The organism is Paenibacillus sp. 598K, assembly GCF_003851045.1.
Classification (GTDB): Bacteria; Bacillota; Bacilli; order Paenibacillales; family Paenibacillaceae; genus Paenibacillus_D.
In genome coordinates this window covers 1-215 of sequence record NZ_BFBX01000495.1, presented here as the reverse complement: position 1 = coordinate 215, position 215 = coordinate 1, and the positions used below count along the sequence as shown (strand labels likewise).

The window sequence follows — 215 nt, the reverse complement described above, 5'->3', positions numbered from 1 at the left end:
CCGCCGAGAGATCCTGCAGCCGTATACCCGCCGCCGACACCGCCTGCTCGACGATGCGGGTGATCGTCTCGACATGCTTGCGCGAGGCGATCTCGGGCACGACGCCGCCGAACTGCTGATGCGTGGCGATCTGGCTGGAGACGATGTTGGATAGCACCTCCCGCCCGCCGCGCACGACCGCTGCCGACGTCTCGTCGCAGCTCGTCTCGATCGCC

1 pseudogene is annotated in these 215 nt (G+C 68.4%); it reads right to left on the bottom strand.

What is annotated here, in order from left to right:
- Positions 1–215 (bottom strand): annotated as a pseudogene (locus PA598K_RS35830) (tRNA (adenosine(37)-N6)-threonylcarbamoyltransferase complex transferase subunit TsaD); the annotation flags it as partial.